At 65.5% G+C, this 26,439-nt stretch carries 16 protein-coding genes, 1 pseudogene and 2 riboswitches; of the genes and pseudogenes, 10 read left to right on the top strand and 7 right to left on the bottom strand.

The genetic code is table 11. The features are described from left to right. Positions 1-5 precede the first annotated feature (5 nt). Positions 6-2,501, bottom strand: a pseudogene (locus tag P0D71_RS11690) (GcvT family protein). A 282-nt stretch (positions 2,502-2,783) separates the two neighbouring features. On the opposite strand from P0D71_RS11690, the gene P0D71_RS11685 reads away from it, so the two are divergent. From P0D71_RS11685 to P0D71_RS11660, 6 genes are all read left to right on the top strand, one after another. After that, positions 2,784-3,566, top strand: coding sequence for a DeoR/GlpR family DNA-binding transcription regulator (locus tag P0D71_RS11685; RefSeq protein ID WP_408303561.1), 783 nt, complete (start codon positions 2,784-2,786; stop codon positions 3,564-3,566). A 126-nt stretch (positions 3,567-3,692) separates the two neighbouring features. Further along, a complete protein-coding gene (locus tag P0D71_RS11680) occupies positions 3,693-7,151 on the top strand; it encodes a DEAD/DEAH box helicase (RefSeq protein ID WP_408480104.1) in 3,459 nt (1,152 codons plus the stop codon). Positions 7,152-8,053: 902 nt separating this feature from the next. Then, on the top strand, positions 8,054-8,791 hold the full coding sequence (locus P0D71_RS11675; protein WP_091801678.1) for a response regulator transcription factor: 738 nt from the start codon (positions 8,054-8,056) through the stop codon (positions 8,789-8,791). Continuing rightward, complete coding sequence (locus P0D71_RS11670; protein WP_408480102.1) at positions 8,788-10,212, top strand: FecR family protein; 1,425 nt, start codon at positions 8,788-8,790, stop codon at positions 10,210-10,212. The genes P0D71_RS11675 and P0D71_RS11670 overlap by 4 nt, the downstream gene beginning before the upstream one ends. Before the next feature lie 66 nt (positions 10,213-10,278). Then, positions 10,279-12,771 carry a CHASE2 domain-containing protein gene (locus P0D71_RS11665; protein WP_408480100.1) on the top strand — a complete coding sequence of 831 codons (2,493 nt, stop codon included), beginning with the start codon at positions 10,279-10,281 and terminating at the stop codon, positions 12,769-12,771. Further along, on the top strand, positions 12,768-13,412 hold the full coding sequence (locus P0D71_RS11660; RefSeq protein ID WP_408480099.1) for a DUF4136 domain-containing protein: 645 nt from the start codon (positions 12,768-12,770) through the stop codon (positions 13,410-13,412). The genes P0D71_RS11665 and P0D71_RS11660 overlap by 4 nt, the downstream gene beginning before the upstream one ends. Positions 13,413-13,422: 10 nt before the next feature. On the opposite strand, the gene bluB is transcribed toward P0D71_RS11660, so the two are convergent. From bluB to cobA, 5 genes are read right to left on the bottom strand one after another with little or no spacing between them, the layout of a single operon-like run. Then, positions 13,423-14,082, bottom strand: coding sequence for a 5,6-dimethylbenzimidazole synthase (gene bluB, locus P0D71_RS11655; RefSeq protein ID WP_408480097.1), 660 nt, complete (start codon positions 14,080-14,082; stop codon positions 13,423-13,425). After that, entirely contained in the window at positions 14,066-15,418 is a 1,353-nt protein-coding gene (locus tag P0D71_RS11650; RefSeq protein WP_408480096.1) for a cobyrinic acid a,c-diamide synthase CobB, read from the bottom strand. The genes bluB and P0D71_RS11650 overlap by 17 nt, the downstream gene beginning before the upstream one ends. 3 nt (positions 15,419-15,421) lie before the next feature. After that, entirely contained in the window at positions 15,422-16,024 is a 603-nt protein-coding gene (gene cobO / locus P0D71_RS11645; protein ID WP_091801661.1) for a cob(I)yrinic acid a,c-diamide adenosyltransferase, read from the bottom strand. Between the two features lie 47 nt (positions 16,025-16,071). Continuing rightward, a complete protein-coding gene (locus P0D71_RS11640; RefSeq protein WP_408480094.1) occupies positions 16,072-16,479 on the bottom strand; it encodes a cobalamin biosynthesis protein in 408 nt (135 codons plus the stop codon). After that, positions 16,476-17,249, bottom strand: a complete 774-nt coding sequence (gene cobA, locus P0D71_RS11635; RefSeq protein WP_177205179.1) for a uroporphyrinogen-III C-methyltransferase — start codon at positions 17,247-17,249, stop codon at positions 16,476-16,478. The genes P0D71_RS11640 and cobA overlap by 4 nt, the downstream gene beginning before the upstream one ends. A gap of 240 nt (positions 17,250-17,489) precedes the next feature. Further along, a riboswitch (cobalamin riboswitch) is annotated at positions 17,490-17,740 on the bottom strand. Between the two features lie 67 nt (positions 17,741-17,807). After that, positions 17,808-18,088, top strand: a riboswitch (cobalamin riboswitch). A gap of 219 nt (positions 18,089-18,307) precedes the next feature. On the opposite strand from cobA, the gene cobW reads away from it, so the two are divergent. The 4 genes from cobW (at position 18,308) to P0D71_RS11615 (ending at position 24,929) form a co-directional block, all read left to right on the top strand. Further along, entirely contained in the window at positions 18,308-19,399 is a 1,092-nt protein-coding gene (gene cobW, locus P0D71_RS11630) for a cobalamin biosynthesis protein CobW (protein WP_408480093.1), read from the top strand. A 6-nt stretch (positions 19,400-19,405) separates the two neighbouring features. Further along, a complete protein-coding gene (cobN, locus tag P0D71_RS11625) occupies positions 19,406-23,209 on the top strand; it encodes a cobaltochelatase subunit CobN (protein ID WP_408480092.1) in 3,804 nt (1,267 codons plus the stop codon). Next, a complete protein-coding gene (locus P0D71_RS11620; protein WP_408480091.1) occupies positions 23,206-24,264 on the top strand; it encodes a magnesium chelatase ATPase subunit I in 1,059 nt (352 codons plus the stop codon). The genes cobN and P0D71_RS11620 overlap by 4 nt, the downstream gene beginning before the upstream one ends. Before the next feature lie 74 nt (positions 24,265-24,338). Then, complete coding sequence (locus tag P0D71_RS11615; protein ID WP_408480089.1) at positions 24,339-24,929, top strand: vWA domain-containing protein; 591 nt, start codon at positions 24,339-24,341, stop codon at positions 24,927-24,929. Positions 24,930-24,968: 39 nt separating this feature from the next. Here P0D71_RS11615 and P0D71_RS11610 read toward each other — a convergent pair whose 3' ends face one another. Continuing rightward, positions 24,969-25,913, bottom strand: a complete 945-nt coding sequence (locus P0D71_RS11610) for a flagellar brake protein (RefSeq protein WP_091801640.1) — start codon at positions 25,911-25,913, stop codon at positions 24,969-24,971. Between the last annotated feature and the right edge of the window lie 526 nt (positions 25,914-26,439).

Below are 26,439 nucleotides of genomic sequence, written 5' to 3'. Positions count from 1 at the left end.
GCGCTTTACTGCTTCACGCGTTCCGAACGCGGATCGTAAGGCGCCTTCAGGTGCACGGTGGCCGGCAGCCGTTCGCCGGCGACATCGATCGCGTAGCGGCCGCTGCTCAGGTAGGCGGTATCCGCTGCACCGTCGGGATTGTTCACGTAGCCCATTGCGACCGGACAACCCAGCGTGTGTCCGAACGCCGCCGAGCTGATGAAGCCGACCGGCTTGCCGTCGCGCAGGATCGCCTCGCCGCCCCACAGCATGCGCTGCGTGGCGCCGTCGGCGGTCAGCACCACCATGCGGCGGCACAGCGGCTCGGCGCGCAATCTCAGCAGCGCGTCGCGGCCGCGAAACGCAATCTCCTTGTCGAGCTTGCACGCGAACGACAGACCCGCTTCGAACGGATTGGTGTCCGGCGTGAGTTCACGGCCCCACGCGCGATAGCCTTTTTCGATGCGCAAAGAGTCGATTGCATAGTAGCCGGCGTTGACGAGGCCGAACGCCTCGCCCGCCGCGTGCAGCGTTTCGTACACGCCCACCGCGAATTCGACCGGTACATACAGCTCCCAGCCGAGTTCGCCGACGTAGGTGAGGCGCGTGGCCCGCACCGTCGCGTAGCCGAGATCCACTTCGCGGCTTTGGCCGAAAGCGAACGCTTCGTTGCTCCAGTCGGCCTTGGAGACGCTTTGCAGCAGCTCGCGCGAACGTGGGCCCATTACGGCGAGTACGGCGTACTGTCCGGTGACGTCGACGAGCGTGCAGTGCTGGTCGTGCGGAATTGCCCGTTCAATGGTGTCGAAGTCGCGTGTGGTTTGCGCGCTGCCGGTGACGAGCAGGTATTGATCGTCGGCGAGGCGCGTGAGCGTGAAATCCGATTCGTAGCCGCCGCGCTCGTTGAGCATGCCGGTGTATACCGTGGTGCCGGTCGGCACGTCTACGTCGTTGGCGACGATGCCTTGCAGCACGCTTTGCGCGTCGCGGCCCTTCACGAGAAATTTGGAGAACGACGTCATGTCGAACAGCGCTACGCCTTGACGGCACGCGCGGTGTTCTGCGCCGCTCCAGGGCAGCCAGTTCTGCTGGCCGAAGGCGTAGTCGATTTTTGCTTCTTCAGGCGAGGGCGCGAAAAAGTTGGCGCGCTCCCAGCCCATCTTGCTGCCGAAGCAGGCGCCCTCGTCACGCAACAGCGAATACAGCGGTGAGCGGCGAAACGGCCGCGCGCTGTCGAGTTCGCGATTCGGCCACGGCATCGCGTAATGCAGGCCGAGCGTTTCCTTCACGCGATCGTGCAGCCACGTATCGTTGCCGTTGAAGCGCGCGAAGCGGCGAATATCCACCGGCCATAGATCCATGGTTGGCTCGCCCGCCACGATCCATTCCGCGAGCGCCATGCCGGCGCCGCCCGCCGAGGCGATTCCCATGGAATTGAAACCCGCGCCGACGAAAAAGCGCCGCAACTCAGGTGCTTCGCCCAGCATGAAGTTGTTGTCCGGCGTGAAGGATTCGGGGCCGTTATAGAACTGCCGCACCTGGGCCGTTTCGAGCGCGGGCACGCGCTGCAACGCATTTTTCATCAGGATTTCGAACTGATCCCAATCGTCCGGCAGCAACTGGAACTCGAAATTCTCGGGAATGCCGTTCATGCCCCACGGTTTCGCATCCGGTTCGAAGCCGCCCATGACGAGGCCGCCGACTTCTTCCTTGAAGTAGATAAAGCCGTCCGGATCGCGCATGACCGGCAGATCCGGATGCACGCCGGCAATGCGTTCCGTGACGATGTAGTAGTGCTCCGCCGAATGCAGCGGCACGGTCACGCCGCACAGGCGGCCAACCGCCTTGGCCCACTGACCCGCGCAATTCACGACGATGTCCGCGCTGATCGTGCCTTCTTCGCCGTCCTTGTTGCGCCACGCGAGTCCGCTGACCTCGCGCGCGCCGCTTGCCTTGCCGTCTTGCGCGCTGCGCGTGTGGATCGCCGTGACACGAGTGTTTTCGACGATGCGCGCGCCGCGCATGCGGGCGCCGCGGGCGAGGGCCTAGGTCAGGTCGGTGGGATTCGCCTTGCCGTCGCCGGGCAGCCAGACCGCGCCGAGCAGGTCGTCGGTGCGCATGACCGGCCACAGGTCGCCGGCTTCCTGCGGGCCGATGACATCGCAGGCCACGCCGTAGGCCCGCGCGACGGCCGCGGTGCGTTTGAGTTGCGACATCCGCTCGGCGGTGCGGGCTACCGAGAGCGAGCCGCATTGCTTCCAGCCGGTGGCGAGTCCGGTATCGGCTTCGAGTTCGGCGTAGAGCGCGGTCGAATAGCGGATCAGCTTCGTCATGCTCTCCTGGGCGCGCAACTGACCGACGAGGCCGGCCGCATGCCACGTCGTGCCGCACGACAGTTGGCCCTGTTCGAGCAGCACCACATCGGACCAACCCAGTTTGGTCAGATGGTAGGCGACCGAACAGCCGATGATCCCGCCGCCGACGATAACGACGCGAGCGTGCTTGGGAATGGATGTGGACATGTGTGGGAGTGCGTGGATTGAGTTGGCGTAGATTGCCCCAAAAAGACACGAAATGCAACGACCTCTGTCATTGTTGGAAATCCGCTCGTGTCATACGACCGTCACGCTGATCAGCCGTGCGTCTCGTCGTTTATCGAGGTCAGGCGTACCTGCGCCGCGGCTCGGCGCGCACCCGCTGCCCGAAGGCGCCACAGTGTGGGTTTGCATGGAAACGCGTGGCTATCAACCCCGAAGACGCGTGACTTTTGCTAGACTCCACCTGACAGTCACCGCTCAATTTCCATGTTCTCCAACCAGCGCCAAGCCGAAATCCTGCGACTCGTCCGAGAGCAGCGCACCTGCACGATCACCGATCTGGCCGGCCGCTTCGACGTGTCCGACGAAACCATCCGCCGCAATATCAAGCCGTTGATCGCCGACGGCCTGCTGATCAAGGTTCACGGCGGCATCATGCTGCCCGAACGCCTGGATGAACCGCCGTTCCAGCGGCGCATGGCGGCGAGCCTCGAGGGCAAGCGGGCGATCGGCGCGCGCATCGGCGAACTGGTGCGGGACGGCGATTCGCTGATCCTCGAGGGCGGCACGACGTGTCTGCATATCGCGCAGGCGTTGGTGGTCCGATCGCGGCTCACGGTCGTGACCAATTCCATTGAAGTCGCGCGCGTGCTCGCGCCGCGCAATGGCAACCGTGTATTCATCGCGGGCGGCGAGTTGCGCCCGGACGACTGCGCCGCGTTCGGAGACAGCATGCTGGCCTTTCTGCGCCAGTTCCACGTGCGCTACGCGATCGCCTCGGTCACGGCAATCGACATGCAGGGGCGTTTCATGGACGCGCTGCCCGCCGACGTGGCCTTTTCGCTGGCGGCCTTCGCTCAGGCCGAGCGGCGGGTGGTCGCCGCGGACCACGCGAAGTTCGGCCACAGCGCGCTGGTGCACGCTTTCGGCGCGGATGCCGTCGACCTGCTGGTAACGGATGAAGCGCCGGTACCCGCGCTGGCTCAGGTGTTCGCCGCGGCCGGGCTGGATGTGGAGGTGGCCCCACAGCCAGGTGCGTCCAACGCGTAAAATGGCCGGTTACCACAGGCAATCGATGCCGCACGAAAATTCGCCGGCCGGCGCCGCTCACGCTCCGCCCGGGTGATCCTGTCCGCGCGCGCTTGCCTTTGCCGGCTTGAATAGGAATGGACGCCGATGTCGTCAGTTTTCTTTGATCGGGAACGCATTGCGGAATGGCTCGGGGACCACACCGTCGCCAAGGCGCGCTCGGTCGGCCCCGTCACCCACGTGAAATGGCACGGCGCCACGCTGAGCGGCGACGTGCAGGGCACGCAGCGGCTTCCCTATCAAACGCGCGTGCGCTTTCGTACCGATGGCGGTTCACCCTGGGCACAGGGCGATTGCAGTTGTCCGGTCGGCCGCAACTGCAAGCACGTTGCCGCGTTGCTGCTCGCCGAGTTGAACTATCACGACGAGATGGACCATATCACCCACGTCGAGCCGGACGAGGGCGACACCGCGCGCGACCTGCCGCGCGAACCGATGGCTAACGTCGGGCCGCCGTCAGGCGTGCGGCCGGAACTGGTCAGTTGGCTCGAACGTTTTCGTGCCCGCGCTGAGGCTGCGGATGCGGACGCTCAGAAGGCGAGTGCTCCGCGTTCGCAGACCCTGGCTTACCGGCTTAACTGGTCCAGCTTCCACATGCGCCACGAGGTCGTGCTGTACCGCGCGCGCTGCGATGCGCACGGCGCGATCATCGCGGTCGACGAACCTTGGGGCAATGTGGAAGCGGCGCTCCTCAAACAGCCGAAGTTCGTCTCCGACGAAGACCTGTCGATCCTGCGCGGCCTGTGGCTCGGCCGCTCACGCGAGGACTTCGGACAGTTCATCCTGCGCGGCACGAGCGGTGCGGAGATGCTGCAGAAGCTGATCGCAACCGGCCGGCTGTTCTTCGATTTCACGCCCGGCTCCGGTCACGACGGACCCGCGCCGCTCACGCGCGGCGCCGACCGGCCCGGCCGGATCGAATGGGAGCCGCTCGCTGACGAGCGCCTGCGGCCCGTGCTGTGCACCGAGCCGCGCGCGAGCATGGTGCTGCCCACCGAACCGGTCTGGTATGTGGACGGCGTCGCGAATGAAGCTGGCATCGTTCAATCGTCGTTGCCGTTCCAGCAGTTGCCGGATTACCTCGCCATGCCGCCTATCTCGCTCGCCGAAGCGCCGCTGGTCGCCTCGGTGCTGCGCGAGATCGCGCCCGAGTTGCCGCTGCCGCCCACGCACGACGCGTCCGCGATTCGCGTGATCGACGTCGATCCCGTGCCGGTGCTCACGCTCAACAGCCACGCGCTGCCGTCGGCGACGAGCAAGGCGGGTTTGCGTCAATCCGCTGCGGTCGAACTGGCGGGCGTCAGTTTCGATTACGACGGCGTGAGCATCAATGTCGACAGCAGCGTGACGCTCGTGCCAATGCCGGGCGGCGACGTGATTCATATCCGCCGCCGCTACGAGGCCGAGAAAAAGCGTCTGCTCGAACTGCGCAAGACCGGCTTGCAGAAGGTGCCGACCAGCCGCGTCTACGCGTCGCGCCTGCTGCCCGACACCATGCTCGGCCTGCCCGATGCCGAGGCGTGGACCGCGTTCGTCAACGACGCCGTGCCGGAGCTCGTGAGCAAGGGCTGGCGCGTGACGATGGCGCCCGAGTTCCGCTACAACGTCATCGAAATCGATGCGATCGAAGGCACCGCGCATCAGGCCGGCGACGGCTGGTTCGATCTGGAAATGGGTATCCGCATCGGCGAGCGCAACGTGCGGCTCGAACCGCTGCTTGCCGATTTGTTCCGGCGCGACCGGCGCTGGCTGAGCGGGGCGCTCGAAGCCATTGCCGACGACGAGCCGATCGAGCTGAAGACCGAGGAGAACAAGCGTTTGCGCTTGCGCGCCGACCGTCTGAAGCCGGTGGTGCGCGTGCTCGTCGATCTGTTCGACGCGCTCGGCGGCTCGCTCGCCGAGGGTGCGCCGCTGCGTGTGGCGTCCGTCGACGCGGGCCGGCTGGAAGCCTTGAACGGCACCGGCCGCTGGCAATTTCGCGGCGAAGATTCGATCCGGCAACTGGCGCAGCGTCTGCAAGCCGGTCCGGGGCTGCGCGAGGTGCCGGTGCCGCGCGGCCTGAAGGCCGAACTGCGCGTCTATCAGCAACAGGGCTTGAACTGGATGCAGTTTCTGCGCGAACACGATCTTGCCGGCGTACTCGCCGACGACATGGGTCTGGGCAAGACGGTGCAGACGCTTGCCCATATCCTCGCGGAGAAAGAAGCGGGGCGACTGAACCGGCCCGTGCTGATCGTCGTGCCGACCACGCTCGTGCACAACTGGCGCGAGGAAGCGCGACGCTTCGCGCCCGAACTGAAGGTGCTGGTGTTGAACGGCCCGCAGCGCAAGGAGCGTTTCGAGCAGATCGGCGAACACGAACTGATTCTGACCACCTACGCGCTGCTGTGGCGCGATCAGAAGGTGCTCGCCGAGCATGAGTATCACCTGCTGATCCTCGACGAAGCGCAGTACGTGAAGAACGCCACCACCAAAGCCGCGCAGGCCATTCGCGGTTTGCGCGCGCGGCATCGGCTGTGTTTGACGGGCACGCCGCTCGAGAATCATCTCGGCGAGCTGTGGTCGCAGTTCGATTTTCTGTTGCCGGGGTTTCTCGGCAGCCAGAAAGACTTCACCAAACGCTGGCGCAATCCGATCGAGAAGAACGGCGACGGCGTGCGCCGCGCGTTGCTCGCGCGGCGCATCCGGCCGTTCATGCTGCGCCGTCGCAAGGACGAAGTCGCCAAAGAGTTGCCGGCCAAGACCACGATTGTGTGCTCCGTGGACCTGGAAGGCGCGCAGCGCGACCTCTACGAAACCGTGCGCACGGCAATGCAGGAGAAAGTGCGCGCGGCGGTCAGCGCGCAGGGTCTCGCGCGCAGCCACATCATCGTGCTCGATGCGTTGCTGAAGCTGCGCCAGGTGTGCTGCGATCCGCGCCTTGTTCGCATGCTCAAGACCACCGGCGAGGCGGGCGAGGGGCAGGACTCGCGCGACAGAGTGGATAAGGTCGAGAAGGGCGCGCGCGCCATGCGTTCCGCCAAGCTCGACCTGCTCCTGTCGATGCTGCCGGAACTGATCGAGGAAGGGCGCCGCGTGCTGTTGTTCTCGCAGTTCACCGGCATGTTGTCGCTGATCGCCGAAGCGCTCGAAGAAGCCGCCATTCCGTACGTCGTGCTCACCGGCGACACGGCGGATCGCGTGACGCCTGTCGAGCGTTTCCAGCAAGGCGAGGTGCCGTTGTTCCTGATCAGCCTGAAGGCCGGCGGCGTGGGCCTGAACCTGACCGCCGCCGACACGGTGATCCACTACGATCCGTGGTGGAACCCGGCTGCCGAGAATCAGGCAACGGACCGCGCGCATCGGTTGGGGCAGGACAAGCCCGTGTTCGTGTACAAGCTGATTGCGGCGGGCAGCATCGAAGAAAAGATCGTGGAGTTGCAGGAGCAGAAGGCGGGACTGGCCGACAGCATTCTTTCCGAAGACGCCGCCGGCGCCGCCAAGTTCTCGGACGACGACCTCGACGCGCTGTTCGCGCCGATGCCGGAAATCGAAGGCGGCAGATAACGCGCTGCGCTCGCGGCGATGCCGTCAACGCTGTCGCCTGACACTCGCTTGCCGTACGACGTACTGCGTTGCCGCGGCGTTCCGGCAATCGACAACTTCTGTAACAAATCGTCTGCATCTGTAAATGCGCTGTTGCCGCCGCTTCAATTCATATCATTTTCAGAGTGAGACGACACAACGCTTCTATGCGTGACCCATTATCGTTTGCGTAATAGCTACCTGAAGCCACGTTACAAAGGCAGTTTTTTCATCTTGAGCTGCAATTTCGGCGCGGCTATTTTTGGGTCACTCGTGCGGTTAGACCCCCGCGAGCGTGTAGTGTTTTGAGCGGCGTCGGCCTTGGAAAGAAGGGACGCCGCATTTTTTCCCAGATCACACCACGGCTTAACAATCTTTAAACGATTTATTTTGAGACTGTTTCTATACTGACTCGCAAATTGTCAAATCGCGGTTTCCCAAGTGGGGGACGCAGCCTGAAAAAGACAACGGCGAACGGGGCCAACTACCGTGCGGGCGAGACCAGCCGCTGAAAACGACGGCCCTTGCGATCGATGCACACACACGGCGCAGCGGGCGACTGTGCCGCTGAAAAATGCTGGGATGGTTGAACAACCGCATCGCCTGACCGGAGATTCGCGTGATCTTATCCGGGAAAGAACAGCCGTTTTTTCGATTATGATGACCTGCCCCTCGATACGCGGCGCGATAAAGCGAACACTGCGCGCTAATTTTGAGACGGAGGCGGGATCGAACAGGGCGCAAGGCAAAGGACCACAAGTCGAAAAATGTGCCGCCGAAGATGAAATTGGAAGCCGGATCGTCGGTGCTTGTGCCGTCATCCCGGTCATCTGCCGGTCAGCCGGCCACCAGTTACGAACGACGATGTCGCGTTGCGGGGTTTTATGAGAATTGCTGTCCTGGATGACGATTCGGCTCAGGCCGACCTTGTTTGCCAAACGCTGTCGGCGGCGGGTCATATCTGTCACGCATACGGTGCGGGTCGCGAACTGGTGCGGCAGCTGCGGCGCCAGACGTTCGATCTGCTGGTGCTCGACTGGAACGTGCCCGACATGTCGGGTGAAGAGGTGCTGCGCTGGGTGCGGGAAAGTCTTTCCGAGCGCTTGCCGGTGCTGTTCATGACGAGCCGCGGCCGTGAAACCGACATCACGTCGATTCTCAACACGGGTGCGGACGACTACGTCGTCAAACCGGTTTCCGCCGCAGTCTTGCTGGCGCGAGTCGGCTCCTTGCTGCGCCGCGCTTATCACCTCAAGCCGGCCGCGGTGAAGGAAGTTTTCGGCGAATTCGAATTCGATCTGGGCGCGAAGCACGTGGTGGTGCGCGGCACGGCGGTTGCCGTCACGCAGAAGGAATTCGACCTCGCGCTGTTGCTGTTCCAGCATCTGAGCCGGCCACTCTCGCGCGCGCACATTCTCGACGTGATCTGGAAGCAGGCGACCGACATTCCGTCGCGCACCATGGACACGCACGTATCGATGCTGCGCAGCAAGCTCGGTTTGCGCCCGGAGCACGGTTACCGTCTGACGCCGATTTACGGCTATGGCTACCGGCTGGAGCGGATCGAATCCGCCGCGCCGTCGGCGGCGCTCGGCCAACGCCCTGAAGCGGGGGACGCGTGACGTTGTCCGCCGGTGTGGCGCCGCGCGGCAGCGCGGTTTCGCCGGGCCGCCGCGGTGGCGCGTTGCTCGCAGCCGCCGGCGTGCTCGCGATGGCCTGCTTCGCGCCGGCATCATCGGTTGCGCAGTCGATGCGTGCGCCCGTGTACCTGTCGTATGTGACGCACGAGGGCGACACGCTGTACGACATCGCGGGCCACTATCTGCGCGATCCGAACGATTGGGCTGTGTTGAGCCGCGTGAATCATGTGCCCGCGCCGCGCCGCATGCCGGCCGGAGTCGTGTTGCGCCTGCCCGCCGACAAGCTCAAACAGGAACAGGAATCGGCCCGCGTGATCGCGACGAGCGGCCCGGTCGAGCATGCGTTCGGCAAGAATCCCTACGTGCCGCTCGCACAAGGCGCGACGCTGGGCGAGGGCGATCGCATCCGCACCGGCGAAAACGGTTTTGTGTCGCTGGAATTGCCCGACGGGTCGCATGTCACGGTTGCGCAGAATGGCCTGCTGGATGTCAACACGCTGCGGCGCACCACGCTGACCGGCGCCAGCGATCGCGTGCTCGAATTGCGCAGCGGCGAAGTCGAGAGCCAGGTCACGCATGCGACGAAAAAAGACGACCGCTTCCAGATCCGCTCGCCGTCCGTCGTGGCCGGCGTGCGCGGAACGCGCTTCAAGGTCGCCTACGACGGCGACGCGCGAATCACCGCAGTGGAAGTGCTGGACGGAGCGGTCGGCGTCGACCCTGCCGCGTTCGGCGGGCGCGTTCCGCCGCCGCCGGGCGTGCCGCTGCAGGCTTCCGCGCAGCTCGTGAAGGCGCGCTTCGGCAGCGTGACGCGGGCAGGCGAAACGATCGGCGGGCCGGTCGAACTGCTGCCCGCGCCCGCGCTCGCGCAGCCGGGCAAGGTGCAGGACGGCAAGACGGTCGCGTTCGACCTCGTTCCGGCCGAGCACGCCGTGGCGTATCGCGTGCAGATCGCACGCGACGCCGACCAGCTCGACCTGATCCGCGATCTGCGCGCGAGCGGGCCGCACGCGGATTTCGGCGACCTGCCCGACGGCACCTATTTCGTGCGCATCGCCGCGATCGACGGCAACGGACTCGAAGGACTGCCGCAGGTGTATGCGTTCGAGCGCCGTCAGCTCGGGCTGGCCGCCTCGGCCGGCCAGCGCGCCGGCAGCCGCGACTATGAGTTCCGCTGGTTCGTGAGCCGCGCCACGGTCGAGACGCGCTTCCGTTTCGTGCTGGCGAAGACGGCCGATCTGCGGCATCCGCTCGTGGACCGCACCGATTTGTCCGGCGGCCAACTGGTCGTGAGCGATCTGCCGGCTGGCGATTACTATTGGACGATCGTCGCCGAGCAGTTCGAGAACGGCCGCCTCTACGAAAAGAGCAGCGCCGTGCGCTCGTTTACGCTTGCGCGCTGACGCTGATAGATTCACGGGGCTGAGCAATTCATCAGCCCGCTTCCTGGCTTCGAACCGAACAACGCTTTGCCGACCACTCCTACGCGCCTGAGCCTCGATCCGCGCGCCCGTCTCGGACGGCGCGCCGGCCGCCGCTTCCTGATCGAATGGGCGGGCATCGGCTGCCTCGGCGTCGTGGTGATTCTGCTCAGTTCGCTCGGCCGTCTGAGCGCGAGCGTCGATCATCTGGTCTATGACCGCTTTCTGAGCCTGCGCGCACAGCCTGTGCTGCACGATATCGTGGTGCTCGAAATCGACAACGCGAGCATCGCGCAACTGGGCCGCTGGCCGTGGCCGCGCAGTGTCCATGCGAAGCTGCTCGAACAGATCGCGAAAGCGAATCCCGCCGCGGTGATCTACGACGTGCTGTTCACCGAGCCCAATGCGCAAGACGCCGAACTGGCCCCCGCTATCGCGCTGAGTCCGACCTATCTGCCGATACTGCTCGGCGCGCCCGACAGCGCCGGGCGCCGCACCGTGGTCGAGCCGGTGGCGCCGCTCGCGCATGCGGCGGCGGGGCTCGGTCATATCAATCTCGAAGTCGACAGCGACGGAATCGTGCGCAGCGTCGCGCAATATGAGGGCGACGCCGATTCGCGCTGGCCGCAATTGATGCTGCCGGTCGCCCAGGCCGTCGAGCATGGCGTGCTGCACCTGAACGGCGGACAGCCCACCCGTGTTTCGGCCGCGGCCTCACCCGACAACGGCGACGACGGCCGTTTCCTCATCCCGTTCGGTCCGAACGCCCAGAACTATCCGAAGCTGAGTTTTGCCCGCGTGCTCGCCGGCGACGTGTCGCCGGAGCAGTTGCGCGGCCGCATCGTGCTGATCGGCGTGACCGCGTCCGGTTTGTACGACCGCTTTGCGACGCCGGTGTCGGGCGAACTCGGGCCGTTGCCCGGCGTGTATATCCATGCCAACGTGCTCGACACGCTGCTGACCGGCCGCGAGATCGAGCCGGCCGCGCGTTGGGCGCTATTCGCGGTGTCGCTCGTGCCGCTCGCCGCGCTGCTGGCCGGTTTTCTGGTGTTGTCGCCGCGCCGTTCGCTGCTGCTGACCGGCGCGCTGTGCCTGCTCGCGGCGTCCGGCAGCGCCGCCTTGCTCTACGGCGCGCGGCTCTGGATGTCGCCGGTGCCGGCGATCGTCGGCGTGGTGGCCGTCTATCCGATCTGGAACTGGCGGCGCCTTGAAATGACCATGGCCTATCTGCGCGAAGAACTGCAACGTCTCGCCGACGAACCCCATCTGCTGCCGGAAACGCCGCAGCGCCGCCGCGAGTTCGGCGGCGACGTGCTGGAGCAGCACATGGCGCTGATGGCGCAGGCCGCGCAGCGTGTGCAGGACATGAAGCGCTTCGTGTGGGACAGCCTCGACAGCATGCCGGAGCCGATCCTCGTCAGCGACGTGCGCGGCGTCGTGCTGATCGCGAACCATGCCGCCAAGGCGCATTTCGCGCGTCTCGCCGCGCCACTGCCCGAAGGCCGCCCGATGCAGGCCGTGCTGGGCGGCCTGACGCTCATGAAGACGATCGACAGCGACGCGGCGTCGGATGCCGAAAACAACCTGTTCGCCCGCGCGCACTGGCCGGCGCCGCTCGATCCGGCGCGCCATGAATTCGCCGCGCTGATGGCGCACGGCGTGGAAGTGCGCGACGCGCGCGAGCGCGACCATTTGCTGCGTTACGCGAACTGCACCAACGAGCAGGGCGAGACCACCGGCTGGATTGCGGGCCTCGTCGACGTGTCGGCCCTGCATGCGGCCGAGCGTCAACGGGAAGACGCGCTGCGGCTCCTGTCGCACGACATGCGCTCGCCGCAGGCGTCGATTCTCGCGCTGGTGGAGATCGAACGCGCCCGTAGCGAGCCGGTGCTCGCGCGCGGTTTGCTGGAACGCATCGAGCGCTACGCGCAGCGCGCGCTCACGCTGGCCGACGACTTCGTGCAACTGGCGCGCGCCGAATCGCAAACCTATGTGCTGGAACCGGTGAATCTAAACGAGTTGCTGATCGACGCCAGCGACGAAGTCTGGCCGCAGGCGCACGCCAAGCGCATTACTTTGCTCACCGAAACCGCCGCGGCCGACGGGACCGGCGCCGATGACGACGACCACTGGATCTGCGCCGACCGTTCGTTGATGACGCGCGCGCTCGTCAACATTCTGAACAACGCGGTCAAATACAGTCCGCCGGATACGCGGATCGTATGCAGCGTGGCGAGCCCGACACCGAAGGCGATGCCGGGTGTGGCGAGGCGCGTGTCGTGCACGGTTCGTGACCAGGGCTACGGCATTCCGAAGGAACAGCAGGCGGGCCTGTTCGAGCGCTTCCGGCGCTTTCACGAAGCCGAGCGGCCGGAAGTGGGCGGCGCGGGGCTCGGCATGGCCTTCGTCAAGACGGTCGTCACGCGCCACGGCGGCGATGTCGAGGTGGCGAGCGAACCCGGTCAGGGCACGGCGTTCACGATCCGTCTGCCGGTGCTCGAAGACGCGCAATCCGGCGCTTTCCTCACGCCGCGCACGTGACGTATGACTATGCACCTTATCGAAGCGAGAAGATCGTGAAAGCCATCCTGTTCTGTGCCGCGCTGGCCGCGGCGAGTCTGACCGGTTGCACCGGCCTGAGCGCCGACGTGCATAGCTCCGACACCTCGAACGCCGCCGCCGCGCTGCAAGGTGAGCGGACCTATGCGATCACGCGCATGCCGTCGCAAGAGGCCGGCGCGGATCATCCGCGCTTCGAAAGCTTGCTGGCGGATGAACTGGCAAAGCAGGGCTTCGTTGAAACGGCGGATCGGTCCGCGCGTTATCTGCTCTCGATTGCTTACGACACGCGGCCGGCGACGATCGGCGTCAGTGAAAAAGGCTGCGCGCCGGGCGCCTGCGAACGAGCGCCCGATGCACCGTTCTCGCTGTTCGGCGGCCCTGTCTATCGGCACGCGCTGACGCTGCGGTTTTTCGAGCGCGCGAGCGGGCGGGAGGTCTATAAAGTCAGCGCGTCGAGCAGCGATCGCGACGCGGATCCGCTGCATGCCATGCCGGCGCTCGTCAAAAGCGCGCTGGCCAGGTTTCCCTTCGACGCGCCGCACGACTGGCGCGTGAAACTGCGTGCTGACGAGACGAGCGGCGTGCCGACGGTGATGTCGGTGAAGCCGCTGCAACCGTAGTGCGCCACGATCACTCCGGCGCGTCGCGGTCTTGCGGCCAACGGTTTTCGAAGACACAGTCGGCGAGCGGCAGGCGGCTCGCCCAGCGTTCGGTTTCCAGCATCGGCTCGTCGTAGAACTGGTCGACGTGACCCAGGCACAGAATCGCCACGGGCCGCGCGCCCTCCGGCATGTGCAGTAGCTGGCGAACCGCGTCGACATCGAACAGCGACACCCAGCCCATTCCCAGACCTTCCGCGCGGGCCGCGAGCCACATGTTCTGGATCGCACACGCCACCGACGCGAGGTCCATTTCCGGCAAGGTGCGGCGGCCGAAGATATGGCGCTCGCGCCCGTCCATCAGCGCCATCACCAATAGTTCGCCGCAGTCCAGCATGCCTTCCACTTTCAGCTTCATGAACGCTTCGCGGCGTTGGCCGAGCGCGTCGGCGGTGGCGAGGCGTTCGGTTTCCACCGTGTCATGCAAGGCCGTGCGCAGCGCCGGATCGGTGATTCGCGCGATCCGCCACGGCTGCATGAAGCCGACGCTCGGCGCGTGATGCGCCGCGTCGAGCAGGCGCTGCAGCACGGCGGCGTCGACCGGATCGCGCACGAAATGGCGCATGTCGCGGCGTTCGTAAATGGCGCGGTAGACAGCGTCGCGCTCGAAATCGTCAAAAGGCTTCGCCATGGAACAGGGCGGCCGCGAAGGCCGGGTTGGAGGGCCAATAAGCGTGCATGTAGCTCGCCACGATCGAACCTGCGCGGTAGACGGCCTCACCGGGCGCGTCGCCTTGCGGCCGGATCGCCGAACGCAGAGGCGTGAGCGAGGTGTCGAGCTTCGAGTAGTGAAACGTGTGGCCGGTCATCGGCCCGTGCAGGCTGTCGATCCGTTGCATGCCGAGCGCGGTGAAGCGCGTTTGCATCGTCGCGTGGCCTCGCAGCAGGCCGAGCATCGGCGTGCTGACGCCTTGCGTGTCGGTGAGGCGGTCGAGCAGATAGAGCATGCCGCCGCATTCGGCAACGAGCGGCTTGCCCGCGGCCGCGTGCGCGCGAATGCTCGCGGCGCTGCGCGTGCTGGCCGCCAGCGTTGCCGCGTGCAGCTCCGGGTAGCCGCCGGGCAGGTACAGCGCGTCCGCGTGTTCGGGCAGTGGCTGGTCGGCGAGCGGCGAGAAGTAATCGATCCGCGCGCCGAGCGCTTCCAGCAGCGCGACGTTGGCCGGATAGATGAACGAGAATGCGGCGTCGCGCGCGATGGCGATCGTCTTGCCCTCCAGCAGACGCGGCAGCACGTCCGGCACGGGCGCGCCGAACTCGACCGGCGGCGGCAGTTCGCACAGCGCGGTGCGGCCGAGCGTATCGGCGGCGTGATCCAGGCGCGCATTGAGATCGTCGATTTCGTCCGCCTGGTGCAAGCCGAGATGACGGTCGGGTAAGGCGATTTCATCGCTGGCGGCAATGTGCCCGCACCAGCGCAGACCTGGCGGCAACGCTTCTTCGAGCATCTGCGCGTGTCGCGCGGAGCCGACGCGATTGGCGAGCACGCCGTAAAACGGCACTTGCGGCCGGAATTGCGCGAGGCCGAAGGCCACCGCGCCGAAGGTCTGCGCCATTGCCTTCGCCGAAATCACCGCGAGCACGGGCACGCGGAACGTGGTGGCGAGATCGGCGCTGCTCGGCGTGCCGTCGAACAAACCCATCACGCCTTCTATCAGGATCAGGTCGGCTTCGGCGGCCGCTTGCGCGAGCAGGCTGCGGCAGGCGGCTTCGCCCACCATCCACAGATCGAGCGAGAGGACGGGCGCGCCGCTTGCGCGCGCCAGAATCATCGGATCGAGAAAATCCGGTCCGGTCTTGAAGACGCGCACGCGTCGCCCCAGCCGCCGATGGTAGCGCGCCAGACCCGCGGTGATCGTGGTCTTGCCTTGACCCGACGCGGGCGCGCTGATGAAGAGGGCGGGGCATGCACCGGAGGACGTCTCTTTTGAAGACTCGCCGGCCGAGGTGCCCTCGGGGGACGCGGACATCGCTCAGAACTCCACGCCGCGCTGCGCTTTCACACCCTGCTCGCGATACGGATGCTTGACGATGCGCATTTCGGTGACGAGGTCGGCGGCTTCGATCAACGCGTCCGGCGCGTGGCGGCCGGTCACCACCACGTGCAGCATCGGCGCGCGCGCGTTCAGCACCGCGAGCACTTCGTCGAGCGGCAGGTATTCGTACTTGAGCACCGTGTTCAGCTCGTCGAGGATCACCATCTGATACTCGCCGCTTTCGATCATGCGGCGCGCTTCGTCCCAGCCTTTGCGCGCGGTCGCGATATCGGCGTCGCGGTTCTGCGTGTTCCAGGTGTAGCCGTCGCCCATCGTGACGAAATCGCAGTTGGCGATCGCGCCGAGAAAGTCGCGCTCCGACGTGTGCAGCGCGCCCTTGATGAACTGCACGACGCCAAGGCGCATGCCGTGGCCCAACACCCGTACGGCCATGCCGAATGCGGCGGTGGTTTTGCCCTTGCCGGTGCCGGTGTTGACGATCAGCAGGCCTTTTTCGACGGTGGCGTTGGCCTGTTTCTTCTCGTGGCCTTCGCGTCGGCGCTCGGTCATGCGTTGATGCGATTCGGGATCGGTCTTCATGGCAGGTTCTGTTCCTGAGTGTCGTTGTTTGGGTGTTCGCGTTGGGCTTAGGCCGTGGTCGAGGCGATCGCCACGGTGACGCCGGCATGGACGGTCTTGCGCACGAGGAGCCGTGCTCGAGGCGCTCCGGACGTGGTGGATTCACCGAGTCCGTCCGTCGCTGCAAGCAGCGCGCACGGCTCGCACACGCCATCCACGCCGAGGTGCTCACGCGCTGCCGCCGAAGGCTCCGCCACGGGCATCGCAGCGATCCGTTCACGGCTGAAGAATGTCAGCCGCAGCGCATGACGCGCGCAAAATTCGAGCAGGCCGGCTTCGTGGGCTTTGGTATCGATGGACGCTACGGTGCCGATTTCATCGAACGCATGCGCGCCGAGCGCGGCGCGCACCGCCGCGTCGATCTGTTCGGCCGAGCTGTGCGCACGGCAACCAATGCCCACGCTCAGCGTCTTCATTGTGTAGCCGCGCCGTCTGCGCAAGGCGCTTCGTCATCGGCCCGCGCCGCTGCGCGCGCCAGCGCGAGCGACGCCACACCGCCGATCACCACGATCGCCGGCGAGCCGAGTCCGGCACGCGCGACGGTGTCGGCGAACTCGCCGAGCCGCGCGAGCGCATGGCGCTGCTCCGGACGGGTGGCCGATTCGATCGCCGCGCATGGCGTGTCGGCGCTCATGCCGGCCGCGAGCAACGCGTCGACGATATCGTGCAGCCGGCGCATGCCCATATAGATCACGAGGGTCATGCGCGTAGCGACGAGCGCGGCCCAGTCGGGTTCGCCGCTACCCGCGCCGTGCCCGGTGACGAATACCACGCCTTGAGCGTGATCGCGGTGCGTGACGGGAATGCCGATGGCCGCGGGCGCGGCGATGCCCGCCGTAATGCCGTTGATGACCTCCACCTCGACGCCCGCCGCATGCAGCGCCTGCTGTTCTTCGCCGCCCCGGCCGAACACGAACGGATCGCCGCCTTTCAGGCGCGCGACGCTGCGCCCGGCCCGCACGTGTTCGAGCAACTGCGCGACGATGCCGGCCTGCGGCGTGGACGGATGGCCGCCGCGTTTGCCGACGTAGACGACCTGCGCGTCGGCGCGCGCGAACTGCAGCACGTCGGGATTCACCAGGTCGTCGACCAGCACCACATCGGCTTGGGCCAATGCGCGGGTCGCCTTGAGGGTCATGAGTTCGACGTCGCCGGGGCCGGCGCCGATCAGCCAGGCGCGGGTCATCGCGACGTGCATGGCGAGCGCCACGTCGTGACGGGCGGAAAGGGGCGAAGCGCGCAGGCGCGCCGGATGACGGACTTTGGGGGCATGCAGTGCTACGGATTCAGGCACGGCGAAACGCGCGGCTCGCCACGGTCCCTTTGGGAACGGATCGACGAACGGATGCGCCACGTCGTGCTTCAGCGCCTTCACATCCGTCCCTCGCGGATTCCGGCGGCCGGCGGCGTGATGTTGCCCTGAGGTTCGCCGCCTCCGCGTCTGGCCGGTATCCGGGCTGGCGGCCTCATGCGCTTTGCCTTCCCGTCCGCATTCGTTGGAATGTCATGGACAGTGGCATCGAAAAAACGCATGCGCGGCGCGAGCTGAAAGACACCGCGCCGCAGGTCGCTTACCGTTGCGGGGACAGCACAGGTTGAGCGCGTAAAGCGCGGCCTGTTTCCCGTTTAACTGCACACGCGAATGCATGTGCGGGCACCAAACGCGCGCATACGATAGCACATGGCGTCCCGCCCGATAAGCGCTTGCGGCTTGCGTTTCCTTGACGGCACCGGGCCGCGGGCCTACACTCGCACGCACTTTGGTGCTCGTGTGCGCGCTCGTGCGCATGCAGTTAAACGGGAAACAGGGTGCCCGCCTGCCATGGATCGGGTCAACCTGTGCTGCCCCCGCAACGGTAAGCGAAATGTGGTGCTGCGGTAAGTTCTTTAGCGCCACGGAGCCGGCTTCGATGTCCACGCGCAAGGCCGCGTCGGCATATCACCACTGGGCGAGAAATCACTCGCCCGGGAAGGGGAAGCGGCGCTTTCGCCAGCCCGGATACCGGCCAGAATACGAAGGGCGAACGCCGCGGGGATGCGGCGGTGCGTTCATGATCTCATTCCCGCTTCCTGTTTTTCTGTTGTCGCGGCAACCCGTCGTTCGTCCCCGTGTTGTGTTGTCGTCCTGGCTCGCTGGGCTTACGCGCCGCTTACCTGGCTACCCGGCCGATGCACGCAGACGCGCAGACAGACACACAAAAACACGCCGGCGTGCACGTGCAACTCCTACGGATGGACCTCACGATGCAAACTCAAATGCGCAAGATCCCCGTCACCATCGTCACGGGCTTTCTCGGCAGCGGCAAGACCACGCTGCTGCGGCACATTCTTCAGCATGCGGGCGGCAAGCGCATCGCGGTGATCGTCAACGAGTTCGGCGAACTCGGTATCGACGGGGAAATTCTCAAGGGTTGCGGAATCGGTTGCGATGAAAACGGCGTCGAAACCGAAGGCCAATTGTATGAACTCGCCAACGGGTGCCTGTGCTGCACCGTGCAGGAAGAGTTCTTTCCGGTGATGGAAAAACTCGTCGAGCGCCGCGATCAGATCGATCACGTGCTGATCGAGACGTCGGGGCTCGCGTTGCCCAAGCCGCTGGTGCAGGCCTTCAACTGGCCGCAGATCAAGAGCAGCTTTACCGTGGATGCCGTGGTCACCGTGGTGGACGGCCCGGCTGCGGCAAGCGGTCAGTTCGCCGACAACCCGGTCGCCGTGGATGCACAGCGCAAGGCCGATCCGAATCTCGACCACGAATCGCCGTTGCACGAACTGTTCGAAGATCAGTTGTCCGCCGCCGATCTGGTGATTCTGAACAAGACCGATTTGCTCGACGACGCGCAGCAAAACGCGGTCGAGCTGGTGATTCGCGAAGAGATTCCGCCGCAAGTGAAGATCGTGCGCGCGCAGATGGGCCGGCTCGATCTGCATACGTTACTGGGGCTCGAAGCCGCCTCGGAAGAGACGATCCACCTGCGCCACGATCACCACGGTTCCGCCGAAGACGCCGACCACCATCACGACGAATTCGATTCGGTGGTCGTGCAGGCGAATGCGCTCTCGCGCGAAGCAGTGATCGCCGCGCTGCAAGGGCTCGTCGAAACGAATACGATCTACCGCGTCAAAGGGTTCGCGGCGCTGCCGGGCGCGGCGATGCGCCTCGTGATTCAGGGCGTGGGCCGCCGCTTCGACAGCTATTTCGATCGACGCTGGCAGGCTGGCGAAAGCGGCCCGAGCCGCTTCGTGCTGATTGGCGAGGATCTCGATCAGGCCGCGTTGCAGCGTGCGTTCGACGTGGCGCTCGGCGTGCCGTCGAGCGTCGAAACGGAACAGGCGTAAGCGCTCATGCATCTGCTGCGCACCACGCCGGGCGGTTTCGTCGACGATACACAAGGCGTGATCCGTATCGATCAGCAGCCCGCCGACATCGTCGTGCTCAGCTCCGCCGATACAACGCTGTCGCTGCTCGCGAGCGTGATTGCGCGCCTGGGTGAAGGTTTCCCGAGCGTGCGGCTCGCGAACGTCACGTATTTGCGGCAACCGGCCTCGGTCGATTTCTACGTCGAAGACGTCTTGCAGCACGCGCGTGTGGTGGTGGTCGATCACCTCGGCGGCGAAGCGTATTGGCCTTACGGTATCGAGCAGGTGGTGGCGCTCGCCGAGCGCAAGCAGCAGACGCTCGCGATGTTCTCCGGCGATTTGCAGGAAGATCCGAACCTGCTCGCGCGCAGTACTGCAAGCGCCGAGCTGTGCCATCAACTGTGGCGTTATCTGCGCGAGGGCGGTGCGCAGAATGCCGAGGCGTTCCTGCGCTGTATCGCGCACCGCACCTTCGGCTGGGGACGCGAGCCTGCGCCGCCGCGCGTGTTGCCTGCCGCGACGCTCTATCATCCCGGGCGTGAAACGCCGACTATCACCGACTGGCAGGCGCGCTGGCAACCGGACGCGCCGGTCGCGGCGATCCTGTTCTACAAGGCGCATCTGCAGGCGGCCAATACGGCTGTGTTCGACGCGCTGATCGACGCGCTCGAATCGCAAGGCCTGAATCCGTTGCCGATCGCGATTACCTCGCTCAAAGACGCATTCAGCCGCGAAGTCGTGCAATCGCTGTGCGCAGAGCACAATGCCGCGCTGGTGCTGAATACGACCGCCTTCGCCGCTTCCGCGATCGACGACCCGGAGCCGCTCGCGCTCGCCGGCGACGCGCCGGTGTTCCAGGTGATTCTGAGCGGCGGCAATCGTGAAGACTGGCAGAAGGACAATCACGGCCTCAATTCGCGCGATATCGCCATGCATATCGCGCTGCCGGAAGTGGACGGCCGCATCATTACGCGCGCCATCAGCTTCAAGGGGCTGGCTTACCGTTGTCCGCACACTCAGGTCGACGTGGTGCGGTATCAGCCGGACGCCGAGCGCGTGGCGTTTCTCGCGGAACTGGCCCGACGCTGGTGCCGTCTGCGTTCACTCGATAACGCGGACAAAACAGTCGCGCTGATTCTCGCCAACTATCCGATGAGCGAAGGGCGCATCGGCAACGGCGTGGGACTGGATACGCCGGCCTCGGTGGTCCGCATTCTGTCGATGCTGCGCGACGAAGGCTACCGTCTCGCCGACTTGCCCGCCGACGGCGACGCGCTGCTGAAGAAGCTCACCGAGGGCGTGACCAACGATCCGGTGGTGCGCGATCTGCGTCCCGCACTGCAAAGCCTCGCGCTCGCTGATTACCTCGCGCACTTCAATGCGTTGCCCCTCGAGGCGCGGCAGGCGTTGAACGCGCGTTGGGGCGCACCGGAGCAGGATCCGACGCTGCGGCGCGGCCGTTTCATGATCGCGGGCTGGCGTTGCGGGCAGGTGTTCGTCGGCATTCAGCCCGCGCGTTCGCGCGAACAGGGCGATTACGCCAGCTATCACGACGCCGACCTCGTGCCGCCGCATGCCTATCTGGCGTTCTATTTCTGGCTGCGCCACCAGTTCGGCATCGACGCGATCGTGCATGTCGGCAAGCACGGCAATCTGGAATGGCTGCCTGGCAAGAGCGTCGCGTTGAGCGCTGCCTGCTGGCCTGATCTGATTCTCGGGCCGATGCCGCATCTGTATCCGTTCATCGTCAACGATCCGGGCGAGGGTAGCCAGGCGAAACGCCGCGCGCAGGCCGTGATCATCGATCACCTGATGCCGCCGCTCACGCGCGCCGAAACCTATGGGCCGTTGCAGGACCTCGAGCGGCAGGTGGACGAATACTATGAAGCGCTGATGGTCGACCCGCGCCGCTCGAAGCTGTTGCGGCGCACGATTCTGGCGACCATCGTCGAACATAAGCTGCATGAGGAGTTGAGCCTCGCGGCGCCGACCGGGCAGGACGATGAGGACGCGCTCCTCACGCGCGTCGATGCATGGCTGTGCGAGTTGAAGGAAGCGCAGATTCGCGACGGCTTGCATACGTTCGGGCAATCGCCGGACGGTGTGCAACGGCGCGACACATTGCTGGCGCTTGGGCGTTTTCCTGTCGGCGACGGGCAAGGCGCGAAGGCCGGCCTGATCGATGCGTTGGCGCGCGATCTGCAGATGGACCATTTGTTCGATCCGTTGTCGGTGGACTGGTCGGCGGTGTGGGACGGGCCGCGCCCCGACGTGCTGCGCAATGTCAGCGATACGCCGTGGCGGCACTGCGGCGACACGCGTGAACGGCTGGAGTTGTTGGCGGCCGAGTTGTTGCGCGGCGTGTGCGGCGATCAGGAGGCCATCTCTTCGGCTCCGCTCGCTGCCGGATTGCCGCAAGCGGCGCGCGTAATCGGGCGACTGCGTGCCGATGTGCTGCCGCGGCTCGACGCCTGCGGCCCGCAGGAAATGCTTCATCTGAAGCGCGGTCTCGAAGGGCGCTTCGTGCCGCCGGGACCGAGCGGTTCGCCATCGCGCGGACGGCCCGATGTGCTGCCCACCGGCCGGAACTTTTATTCTGTCGACACGCGCGCGCTTCCCACGCAAGCGGCCTGGTCGTTGGGATTGAAGTCCGCTCAGCAACTGATCGAACGGCATTTACAGGAGAAGGGCGACTATCCGCGCGCCATTGGCCTCTCCGTGTGGGGCACCGCGACCATGCGCACCGGCGGCGACGATATCGCCCAGGCGCTCGCGTTGCTGGGCGTGCGGCCGAAGTGGGCGCCCGGCAGCCACCGCGTGACCGATTTCGAAATCATGCCGATCGAGGTGTTCGACCGGCCGCGCATCGACGTCACGTTGCGTGTGTCCGGTTTCTTCCGCGATGCCTTTGCCAACGTGATGCATCTGTTCGACGCCGCCGTGCAGGCGGTCGCGGAACTCGACGAACCCGAAGACCTGAATCCGATTCGCGCGCGCGTGCTGCGTGAGCGCGATGCGCTCATTGCGCGCGGCATGGACGCCGCCGAGGCGCGCAAGCGCGCCGGCTGGCGCGTGTTCAGCGCACGGCCCGGCGCGTATGGCGCGGGACTGCAGGACATGATCGACTCGCGGCAATGGCAGACCGACGCCGATCTCGCGAACGCCTATCAGTCGTGGGGCGGTTACGCGTACACGCAAAAGAGCGCGGGCGAAGAAGCGCGTCACGCGTTCGGCACGCGCCTCGCGGCGCTGGACGTGGTGCTGCAGAACCAGGACAACCGCGAGCACGATCTGCTCGATTCGAACGACTACTACCAGTTCCAGGGTGGCATGGTCGCCGCGGTACGGCATCTGGCCGGCGATCAGCCGAGCGTGTATCACGCCGACCATAGCAATCCGGCCGCGCCGCGCGTGCGCACGCTGCATGAGGAGATTGCCCGCGTGATCCGCTCGCGGGTGGTCAATCCAAAATGGCTCGATGGCGTGAAGCGTCACGGCTACAAGGGCGCGGCGGAAATCGCCGCGACCGTCGATTATCTGTACGGCTACGATGCGACCGCGCGCGTGATCGCGGATCATCAGTACGCGCTCGTGACCGATGCCTATCTGAACGACGCTGACACCCGCGCGTTCTTGCAGCGGCACAACCCGCACGCGTTGCATTCGATTTGCGAGCGCCTGCTCGAAGCGATGCAGCGCGGTTTGTGGCAGACGCCCGGCGACTATCGCGCGCAAGTGGAACAGCATCTGCTCGCGAGCGAGCAACAGATTGAAGGAATGCAAACATGAACTCAGCAGCCCGGCGGCCTGTTTTTCCTTTTGCCGCGCTGATCGGCCAGGCGCCCTTGCAGCAGGCGCTCTTGCTGGCCGCTATCGATCCGGCGCTGGGCGGCGTGCTGGTGACGGGGCCGCGCGGCACCGCCAAGTCGACGGCGGCCCGGGCGCTCGCCGAGTTGTTGCCGGAGGGGCAACTGGTGAATTTGCCGCTTGGCGCGAGCGAAGACCGCTTGATCGGTACGCTCGATATCGAAACGGTGCTGCGCGACGGCTCGGTGCGCTTCTCGCCGGGTCTGCTCGCGAAAGCGCATCTCGGCGTGCTGTATGTGGATGAAGTCAACCTGCTGCCCGACGCGCTCGTCGACGCCTTGCTCGATGCGGCGGCAAGCGGCGTGAATACCGTCGAGCGCGATGGCGTGTCGCATAGCCACGACGCGAGCTTCGTGCTGATCGGCACGATGAATCCTGAAGAGGGCGAGCTGCGGCCGCAACTGATCGACCGTTTCGGCTTGATGGTCGAGTTGCAGAACTGCTTCGAGCAGCATGTGCGGCAGGCGATCGTAAAAGCCCGGCTGGCATTCGATCTCGATCCGCAGGGGTTTCGTGCGGGTTATGCGCAGCAGCAGGCGGCTTATGTGCAGCAGATTCGAGCGGCGCGCGCCACGCTGCCGCAGCTTGCGTTGGACGACGCCGTGCACGCGCGTGTCAGCACGTTGTGCATCGACGCCGCCGTGGACGGTTTGCGCGCCGATCTCGTGATGCTGCGCGCGGCGCGGGCGTTGGCGGCGTTCGAGCAGGCGGCTGCGGTGACGGCGGAGCATGTCGATCGGGTTGCCGAGGCGGTGTTGATTCATCGGCGACATTCTCGTGATTCCCATGCGCGTCGTGACGCGCGTGAGAGTGGCGCTTCTGAGGGCGGCGGCGCGGGGCGGTCGTCCGCGTCTGCGCAAGGTAATGCGCCGCCGGTTGATGCGGCGGGCGACAGCGAGTGGGGCTACCTTGCCCCCGAGCCGGCCGCCACCACGCAGGTCAAAGGCGTCATACCGCTCAGCGCAAAAAAACGCTGAGCCATCGGAAGGGCGCCGCCGCTGACTCGCGCAGCGGTTTTCGATGGCGGCAAGGTGCGGGTGCGTACAGCCGCTTGCATGGGACGCCGGGCAAGCGCATCGCGTGGCCTCACACACTCGCGGCGAAGGGCCAAGGCGCTTTACGAACCGGGCATCTGCGTTTCATGCGCGAGGCGCCGCGTGGCGGCGTGCTGCATTGTTTCGTGCTCGATTGTTCGGGTTCCATGCTGGGCGGGCAGCGCCTCGCGCTCGCCAAGGGACTGTTGGTCGCCTTGTTCGACCACGCGAGCGCCGCGCGTGCCGAGGCCGCCCTGGTCTGTTTCGGCGGTGCGGGGGCGGATGTGCGATTCGGTCCCGCCGTGCCGCGTTGGTGGAACGAGCGGTGGTTGAGTCCGGTGGGCGGCGGCGGCGGCACACCGCTCACTGCCGGCATTCAGCGAGCGACCCAGCTGCTGGAGCGCAGCGCGCGCCGCAAACCTGCGCAGCAACGCTGGCTGTGGATCCTCACCGACGGGCGCACGCACGATACGCCCGTGCGCCCGCTCGACGTGGACGAAGTCGTGTTCGTCGATTTCGAGCGTGAGGCGTTACGGTTGGGCCGCTGCGAAGTGCTCGCCGATGCGTGGGGCGCGCGACGTTGTACGCCGGAAGAATTGATGGGCTGAGCAGCGGGTGCGTTGCGCCGCTCGCCGTCCTGCGCTGATTTATTTCAAGCCGTTCGACCAATACACCACGTCGTCCTGGCGGTCGAATACGAAGACTTTCATCGCCATTTGCTGGGTCGCGTCGAGCTGATCGAGTTCGAGCCCATGAGTCGAAGGCTCGCCCGGCCCGTTGCCTTTGTGCACATTGCGGATTACGGCCGTGGTTTCGATCTCCGTATCGAGATCTTTCGATTTCAGGCGGAACGCCAGACGCAACCGGTCGCCGACAGCACCCAGCGTCCAGGAGGCGATCAACTGCATGCCCAGTGCGCTAATGCCTTTCGCGAGTCCAAGCCCCTCATACGAATCTCCGTTTTCACCGATGCCGAAACGCACCGCGAGGTGCGTGCGGACGCGGATCGACTTGCGCTCGCGCAGGCGACGGATCACGCCGGGTTTCGACAACACGACGTAGTCGAACGGCGAGCGGCAGATTGCCTCGATCGTGCAGACGAAACGAAACACGGCATGACTGGCAATCGCGACGATTTCGATGTTTTCGCCGAGGCCCAAGGGGAGCATGCGACCGTCGTGCATTGGCGGCGTGACGAAGAGCGCGTGATTCGGTGCGAAGCCGATGATGCGGCATGGATGCATCGGCGCGCCGCTGCCGAGTTGCGGACGCACACCGATCAATGCACCGATTTCCAGGTGCATGTCCTTTAGCGTCAATGGGCCGCCAGGGTCTGCCTGAGTGTCTGGCTGAGGTGGCGCTTGTGTGCCCGCATCCAGCAGGTCGCCTCGTTGAGGACGGAAGTGGTTGAACAGGAAGGTGCGTTCGTCCGTGGTCGCGAGGATGGTGCCGCTCGTGAAAAGGAGCGTGCCGTCGGCGTCGACGATCGGCCAGTCGAGAGCGGTGCCCACCGGGACATTATCCAGATTGAGGGCTGGCGTTTGCGCGGCGGGTGAGCGTTCGTCGACGTGTTCCTCGACTGGATTGTCCATGGTCGGCGGTAATTGGAGTGACGGGATATCTTGGTTGACGGCCGGCAAGGCGGAAACTTTAGTTTTCTCGGCTGACTCGGCTTTGGTTTCTTCTGGCGCTGCTTTATGTTGGGCGGCGAGTGCTCTATATATAGCGAGGTTGGTCATTGCCAGATGGGTTTGGTAGAGGTGCGGTCGTGGGTCACTGTCTCGATGCCGCAAGTAGAATTGTTCCGCGAGCGGCCAATTAGATCGGATGGCTAACTAAATTGGCGGTGTCGCTGTGAGGTCTGTTTCGGTGCTCCTCAACTTTTTGAAAAATATTGCGCGAAGGGGGTTGACGATATGTCTCTCGCTCTCCATAATCTCGTTTCTCTGCTGCTGATGCAGCGACGCAGAACGAAGCGGTGCCGGGTGTTGCGAGGTTGGCGATACGGTGCTGGTTCGGTAGTGAATGCGGACTCGATCTTTAAAAATTAACAGCCGATAAGTGTGGGCGCTTGATGTGCGATGCGGGCCGGGTTCTTCGGAATCTGGCGCAAAGCAG

The sequence above is a fragment of the Paraburkholderia sp. RL17-383-BIF-A genome, from assembly GCF_046028015.1.
Taxonomy (GTDB): domain Bacteria; phylum Pseudomonadota; class Gammaproteobacteria; order Burkholderiales; family Burkholderiaceae; genus Paraburkholderia.
The sequence above is the reverse complement of the archived record's forward strand: the minus strand, read 5'-3'. Positions and strand labels throughout refer to the sequence as shown.